Genomic DNA, 6,792 nt, shown 5'->3' with positions numbered 1-6,792 from the left:
ATTATAACATCCGTTTTGGATTGTATCCTTAAAAAGGATGAAGATATCAAGGAGCGGAATGAAGCGAAAGTTTCACGTTCCGTTCTGAAGGAGAGGTAGGGGTAGTGATGCCCCTATCGACTCTACCAACAATTAATCCTCAAATTGAGAGCGATCGACATTTTGAAATTGACTTGGAAAAATTGCGTCAACTGCCAGCAGGAACATTAGGGTGCTCAGTGGCGCGATTTCTAGACGAAGAAGGGTTTGAGCCGATCGCATCAGGAGACTGGATTCAACGAAACCACGACGTTTAACCGGTTCTGACGGGTCTTTCACCTTCAACAGAAGATGAATTTGTACTTCAAGCGTTTACTCGCGCTCAAGTATTTCGTCCTTCCTCTGCGATTTTAGTGTTAGTTGGACTAATCAGTGGCAAATGCGCGATATGACAAATTATCAAAGGCTTAAAACATGGAAAATTAGCTGCTAGGCTAATTGACTGGGATGTTGCATCTGATTGGGAAACTCCCTTATCTGAAGTCCGAGAAAAACTAGGGATTCTACCATTAATAGATTAATTTTTGAACTCGTCACTCCACTTCAAAACTATGCAAAGCACAATTTACAAACCGATAATCAGCCTCAGCCCGAGGGAAAGAGCGATCGCCCAATTAGTAGCCCAAGGCCTGCCAAACAAATGTATTGCCAAAAATTTAAATATCAGTCACTGGACTGTTGCTACTTACGTGAGGCGAATTTTTATCAAACTCAGTGTTTCCTCCAGAACTGCGATGATTGCACTTTTAATCAAAGAAAATTTGCTCTGGGACTGATAAGAGGATTTTAGATTTTAGATTTTAGATTTTAGATTTATTCTAAAGATGAATCTGGGAACTTGAACTAGGGCGTTGCCTTGAGCGACTTGTGCTGAGCGTAGCCGAAGCAAGTCGAAGGGTCTAAAATTTTGGAATCTATCCTGACGCTGGTGTCGGGGATTTATACCTGTTTTTGAGGCGGAATAAGTTAGATAGTACGGGTGCGTCAGCCTGATTTAATTCTCTGGTAATCCAGAAATTTTCTACTGACGCACCCTACACACACTAGAGCTCTTGCATAAATCCGATCTTGATACAGTCACCGCAGATTTAAGACAGATGAACAGGGATAAACGCAGATAATTTCCTGATTATTGTGGAATGAGTGCAATGCAAGTCTACTCATAAATAGTAGGGTGCGTCAGCCTGATTTAATTCTGTGGTCATCCAGAAACTCTTTACTGACGCACCCTACATACCTACTTTTGCAAGATATCTAATGTTTAAAACCTGCTATGTCACAGCCAAAGAACGAGAAGAATTTCTCAGAAAACTCAGCAATTCTCGATTCACCGTTTGAGGCGCTTCCTGCTGAATCCAATGACCGCAGTTAGGGATTAATTTTAACTTAAACGGAGCCGTAATTAACCGATCTAAACCTTCTACAAGCGTGTGGCTCAAAAACGCATCTTCTTCTCCCCAAAGCACCAAAGTAGGCACTGTCACAGGTTCTAACTTCTGCCCCCAATGCCAAAGTCGCTGCGGATGAAACATTTGCTGATAATAATTCATCGCCGCTGCTAACACTCCGGGCTTTTCTAAAGCTGTCTGATAAATCTTAGTTTCCTCAGCGCTAAAAGCTCCTTTGCGTACAGCTTGTCCCTGGAAAATATTTTGCACAAAATCTTTCAAGTTTTGCCGGATCAACCATTCGGGGATGCCGGGAACTTGGAAAGCTAAAATGTGCCAACTGCGACGAAGTTGATCTAAATTGCTTGCCATTTCTGGCACGAATCGCTGCGGGTGCGGAGCGTTTAAAATTGCCAAACGGTTGAGATTTTCGGGGAATTTTTGAGCTAAGTTCCAGGCGATCGCCCCGCCGCAATCGTGACCCACAATATGAGCTTTTGTATAGCCGAGCCGATCGATCAAACCGCGAATATCAGCACTCAGCGTATCCAAATCATAACCGCTTTCCGGCTTGTCCGAATCGTTGTAGCCCCGCAAATCCGGCACCACAACTTTGAAATGACGCGCTAAAGCAGGAATTTGATGGCGCCAAGAGTACCAAAACTCGGGAAACCCGTGCAGGAGGATAACAAGCTCGCCTTCTCCTTGAGAAACGCAGTGCAAGCGAATGTTGTTGGTTTCGACAAAGATGTGTTGCTGTTCGGAATTTAAAGACTTCATAGTTGCAAAGTTAGACTTATTTTCGGGGAGTACAGAATCTGCCGACTGGTAGCCGGCCCAAACAGCCCAATGGTTTTAATTCTTCTGTTTTTATTCTAGCTGCTTTTCGATCCCCGCCGCTGTAATGTTGTAGTTAAACGTAAAACTTGTAGAGTTTTTCGGTGTCGTGTTTTTTAGGTGTAACTACTTATCTAAAAATGCTAGCTTTCAATCTGTTGTTTTAACAGCGACGGAGGCGATTTAATAATAGCACAATTTCGTCCGTTGCCGATCGCATTTTTGCAGCCGATAGGTCAGATTGATTGACGATAATGCTAAACACCAGCGGCTCGTAATTCGGCACTTCGATATATCCTGACAGCGCCGAAACTCCGCTCAAAGTTCCAGTTTTTGCTTGCAAAATTACGCGGCTTGGTGTACCATTAAATCGATTTTTTAAAGTGCCGCTTTCGCCAGCCACGGGCAGTGAGGCGCGATAAATAGATCCAGCAGGTGAATTCGCCATCAATCTCAAAGTTTGCACCAAGGCTTCTGGACTAATTAAATTGTGGCGGGAAAGTCCCGAACCGTCAGCCAATATATAGCTGTTTGGATTTACGCCTAATTGAGTTAAAGCTGTTTTTAACTCTTTTAAACCAACTTCACCTGTATCCTCTTGTGGCACAGGCATCTTGCCTGTATCCTCTTGTGGCACAGGCATCTTGCCTGTGACTGCTTGTGGCACAGGCAAGATGCCTGTGACTTTCCCCAACAATCTCAATAAAACTTCTGCATAAAGATTGTTGCTTTCCCGATTAGTTTCCTTCACCAACTCCGCCAGCGGTGGCGATGTCACAAAGGCTAATTCCTGATTTAAATTGCGAGAAGCAGAGGCAACTAAAGCTTGTTTGACAGGGATTCCCTCAGCCACCAAAACTTGCTGAAAATGTTGCAAAAAGTTAGGCGCGGGATTGACAACTGCGACATAAGCTGATTCAGATTCCGCACCAACTTTCAACTGTCCGCTAACTCGAATGATAGGGCGATCGAATTCCCTGCCAACTTCAATAAACTCGGATTCAGTGGAGGCGACTGTGACTGAATTGTTCTGAATTTGCCACTGATTTGCTAACTTGGGTTCGGCAAAAGTGACTTTCAGCGGTTGCCCGAGATCCTGCGGGGACAAAACAAGCTCGATCGCATTTTGATTGAAAATTAAACTGTTAACCGGCGCGCCATAGCCAGATTGCGCGTCTTCCCATTCCCAATTCGGATTGACTGCACTGCCTTGAAAATAGCTGTCATCGCCAATCAACTCATTTATGCGATCGACTCCGCGGCGTTTCAACTGCTGCGCCAAATCCTTCAACTGAGGTTCAGCAATGCTCGGATCGCCCCTACCAGCAACATAAAAACTCCCATTTGCGCCGCCGTAAACCGATGTCTTAATCCGAAAATCTGCACCGAGTTTCTGCAAAGCAGCCGCCGTGGTTAGCAGCTTGACATTGGATGCGGGAATAAAATATTTGGTGGCGTCGCGGCTGTAGAGAGTCGCGGTAGATGATAGCGGTTGAATCAAAATGCCCCAGCGCGATCGGCTAAATTCTGCACGATTGGCGATCGCATCTACCTTCGCCCCCAAATCCCCAGGACAAATATCACCAGCCACCGCAGGCGTTTGAGCGACTACCGCCGACGTGCGCCCCAGAATTAGGACTAACAAACTAACCGTAATTCCTGTGATTTTCACAATTTTCAAAGCGTAACTTCCATCACAATCACTATTCAAAATACTTCTACTCAAAGTCGTCTTTTTATCTAATAAATATCTGCGTTCGTCTGCGTATATCTGCTTTAAATCTGCGGTTCACCATCAATCAAAGACTTAAAACAAAAGTCAAAATTAGATGCGAACATATCCGATCAAAATCACCGAATCAAGTCAAGATTAATAGTAATAGCGCATATGAATTCTCGGATTGAACAGCGCCTCTACGGGTTTTCCCCCTTTGAGGTGCTCTTCCACGATCGACGGTACATCACTCGGTTTAACTCGACAATACCAGATTTCATCTGGGGTGACTCGCACAGTCGGGCCCGTGTTGCACTGTCCCTGACAGCTAGAAGCCTTAACTGTTACCCCTGCAACTGGTTGGGCTTCAAAAGCAGCGAGTACCGCTGCTGAACCATTTCTCAGGCAAGATTGATACTGGCAAACTAATACACAGCGGGCTTCTGGTTGGCTGTCTGCTTCTGGGGCTGGAGATTCTGGCATCGGTAAGGATTTATATAAGAAGGAAGAAGGAAGAAGGAAGAAGGAAGAAGGAAGAGGGAAGAGGGAAGAAGGAAGAAGGAAGAAGGAAGAAGGAAGAAGGAATTAAGAACGTCCTAATCGTCGGGCGCGGTTGCTATATCGGGTGTTTAACATATTTTAACAATGTTGTTAGCCCGATCGCCCGCGCGCTTGACTGACAAACCGGAGAATTCGTGGGTGCGATCGCCAAAACCTTTCAAATTCTGGCATTCAAAGTTTTGGAGTTTTTCTACGATGTAACAAATCCCTTGTCCCGGCTGCCTTTCTTCAGTCTGTGTCACGGTTTGCTTATATGATCTGATTTGGAGCAAAAACTCAATTAACCGCCAATCATGCCCAAAATAGTAGCCGATGTGATGAGCCGCGATCCGATTTTGGCGCGCCCCGAAATGCCTCTTAACGAAGCCATTAAAATTTTAGCCGATCGACGTATTAGCGGTCTTCCCGTCGTAGATGAGAACGGCTACTTAGTAGGAGTCATCTCCGAAACAGACTTGATGTGGCGGGAAACCGGCGTCACTCCGCCCGCTTACATCATGGTGCTCGACAGCGTGATTTACCTAGAAAATCCCTCGCGTTACGAGCGAGAGCTCCACAAGGCTTTAGGACAAACAGTAGGAGAAGCGATGAGTGCAGATCCCGTTACCATCGAACCCACAAAATCTCTCTCAGAAGCAGCAAAACTCATGCACGATCGCAGCATCCACCGATTGCCGGTAGTCGATAGTGCCGGCAAAGTAATCGGCATCCTCACTAGGGGAGATATTATCCGCTCGATGGCGGCAGAGTCTTAATTAATTGTTGCAGTTGAAGGATTGTATCAGAAAATGAGCCGATCGCTCCTTCAATCTTTTAATTTTTGGCAATCACCAATTACCTAAGACGTGAATTGCTTTCATGCGCTCGCTCTTTTAGAAATTATTTGGGTTTAGTTGCGGTTTCCCTATCAATCCAAGATTTATCCAATAAGTCTCTAGATTCACGACATGGAAGTCAGGAATACACGCAGAAATATTTTTCCATTCTTCCCTGTTCCTTATTCTTTCGATCGACTGTCAACTGTCAACTGTCAACTGTCAACCCCTCGACTCCGCTCGGGGCAAGCTGTCAACTGTCAACTCTTCGACTTCGCTCAGCGCAAGCTGTCAACTCTTCGACTTCGCTCAGCGCAAGCTGTCAACCCCTCGACTCCGCGGGCGGGCTCTTCTGTCAACTGTCAACTGTCAACTGTCAACTGTCAATTACCAATTACCAAATTTAAAATCGAATGAGCATTACCCCTGAGTCTGTCGAACAATTGCTGAATTCCGAGGATTTTGGCGAAAGGCTGCGGGCAGTCAACCAACTGCGACAGCTAGAACCCGCGATCGCCTACAATTTGATTCAAAGGGCGATCGCCGACAAAAACGTCCGCGTTAGATACGCAGCAGTCAGTCAAATGTCAACCCTCGGCGAACAAAATCTGCCAAACGCTTTAGAGGTGCTGCTTCACAGCTTACGCAACGACCCCGAAGCCGACGTGCAAGCAGCAGCAGCCGATGCTTTGGGCGCCTTGAAATTAACCGCTGCTTTAGAAGATTTGGAACAAGTTTACAGCAGTACATCTGAATGGTTGGTGCAAATGAGCATCATCGCAGCCTTGGGAGAAATGGGCGATCCAAAAGCATTTCCGATGTTAGAAAATGCCCTGAGTTCGGAAAACGAATTGATCCAAACTATAGCGATTAGCGCATTAGGTGAATTGGGAGATAAACGGGCGCTGCCGCTGCTGCTTCCCTACGCTTCTAACGCAGATTGGCAAATCCGTTATAGAGTCGCCCAAGCTTTAGGCCGGTTGGGCGGCGCAGAAGCAGGGGCGGCTTTGGAAATTCTCGCCAAAGATGACGTTGAGCAAGTTGCTCAGGAGGCTAAAGTCGGACAAGATAATATTTTGAAATTGTGAGTTGTCAGCGGTCAATTTTGAATTAACTTAGGATTTTTGATGAGGACGATCGTGAAAACTTAGTTCGCGCGCGATCGCACACACAATTCAGAAACCCGGTTTCTTCCTAGATTTCTCGTAACTAAATGCAAAACTCGTAGAAACCGGGTTTCTCGCCCCCGCGAGTTGGCGCGCACACAGAATTTAGAAACCCGCTTTCTTCGTAGATTTTTCGTAACTAATCGCAAAACTCGTAGAAACCGGGTTTCTCGCCCCCGCGAGTTGGCGCGCACACACAATTCAGAAACCCGGTTTCTTCGTAGATTTCTCGTAACTAAATGCAAAACTCGTAGAAACCGGGTTTCTCGCCC

At 45.8% G+C, this 6,792-nt stretch carries 8 protein-coding genes; 4 read left to right on the top strand and 4 right to left on the bottom strand.

Annotation, left to right across the window (positions count from 1 at the left end; genetic code table 11):
• Window positions 1–107: 107 nt before the first annotated feature.
• Window positions 108–296 (top strand): hypothetical protein, encoded by a 189-nt coding sequence (locus QZW47_RS20125; RefSeq protein ID WP_293130368.1) that lies wholly within the window; start codon window positions 108–110, stop codon window positions 294–296.
• A 294-nt stretch (window positions 297–590) separates the two neighbouring features.
• Window positions 591–815, top strand: coding sequence for a helix-turn-helix transcriptional regulator (locus QZW47_RS20120; protein WP_293130365.1), 225 nt, complete (start codon window positions 591–593; stop codon window positions 813–815).
• 495 nt (window positions 816–1,310) lie between these two features.
• On the opposite strand, the gene QZW47_RS20115 is transcribed toward QZW47_RS20120, so the two are convergent.
• From QZW47_RS20115 to QZW47_RS20100, 4 genes are all read right to left on the bottom strand, one after another.
• The gene (locus QZW47_RS20115; protein ID WP_293130362.1) at window positions 1,311–2,207 is read right to left on the bottom strand and encodes an alpha/beta hydrolase; all 897 of its coding nucleotides are present in this window, start codon (window positions 2,205–2,207) and stop codon (window positions 1,311–1,313) included.
• 220 nt (window positions 2,208–2,427) lie between these two features.
• A complete protein-coding gene (gene dacB, locus QZW47_RS20110) occupies window positions 2,428–3,936 on the bottom strand; it encodes a D-alanyl-D-alanine carboxypeptidase/D-alanyl-D-alanine-endopeptidase (protein ID WP_366930905.1) in 1,509 nt (502 codons plus the stop codon).
• Window positions 3,937–4,134: 198 nt separating this feature from the next.
• Window positions 4,135–4,461, bottom strand: a complete 327-nt coding sequence (locus tag QZW47_RS20105; RefSeq protein ID WP_293130357.1) for a (2Fe-2S) ferredoxin domain-containing protein — start codon at window positions 4,459–4,461, stop codon at window positions 4,135–4,137.
• A 146-nt stretch (window positions 4,462–4,607) separates the two neighbouring features.
• Entirely contained in the window at window positions 4,608–4,781 is a 174-nt protein-coding gene (locus tag QZW47_RS20100; protein ID WP_293130354.1) for a hypothetical protein, read from the bottom strand.
• 51 nt (window positions 4,782–4,832) lie between these two features.
• Between QZW47_RS20100 and QZW47_RS20095 the strand changes: the two genes are divergently transcribed.
• A complete protein-coding gene (locus QZW47_RS20095; RefSeq protein WP_293130351.1) occupies window positions 4,833–5,294 on the top strand; it encodes a CBS domain-containing protein in 462 nt (153 codons plus the stop codon).
• A gap of 473 nt (window positions 5,295–5,767) precedes the next feature.
• Window positions 5,768–6,442 (top strand): phycobilisome degradation protein NblB, encoded by a 675-nt coding sequence (nblB, locus tag QZW47_RS20090; RefSeq protein ID WP_293130348.1) that lies wholly within the window; start codon window positions 5,768–5,770, stop codon window positions 6,440–6,442.
• Window positions 6,443–6,792: the final 350 nt, after the last annotated feature.

The sequence above is a fragment of the Microcoleus sp. bin38.metabat.b11b12b14.051 genome, assembly GCF_013299165.1.
In the GTDB taxonomy this organism is placed as follows: Bacteria; Cyanobacteriota; Cyanobacteriia; order Cyanobacteriales; family Microcoleaceae; genus Microcoleus.
The sequence above is the reverse complement of the archived record's forward strand: the minus strand, read 5'-3'. Positions and strand labels throughout refer to the sequence as shown.

Bases quoted from the DNA above. Each gene is read 5' to 3' on its own strand.
- QZW47_RS20105 (WP_293130357.1), bottom strand. From the start codon at position 4,461: ATGCCAGAATCTCCAGCCCCAGAAGCAGACAGCCAACCAGAAGCCCGC.
- QZW47_RS20115 (WP_293130362.1), bottom strand. From the start codon at position 2,207: ATGAAGTCTTTAAATTCCGAACAGCAACACATCTTTGTCGAAACCAAC.
- QZW47_RS20120 (WP_293130365.1), top strand. From the start codon at position 591: ATGCAAAGCACAATTTACAAACCGATAATCAGCCTCAGCCCGAGGGAA.
- QZW47_RS20125 (WP_293130368.1), top strand. From the start codon at position 108: ATGCCCCTATCGACTCTACCAACAATTAATCCTCAAATTGAGAGCGAT.
- nblB (WP_293130348.1), top strand. From the start codon at position 5,768: ATGAGCATTACCCCTGAGTCTGTCGAACAATTGCTGAATTCCGAGGAT.
- QZW47_RS20095 (WP_293130351.1), top strand. From the start codon at position 4,833: ATGCCCAAAATAGTAGCCGATGTGATGAGCCGCGATCCGATTTTGGCG.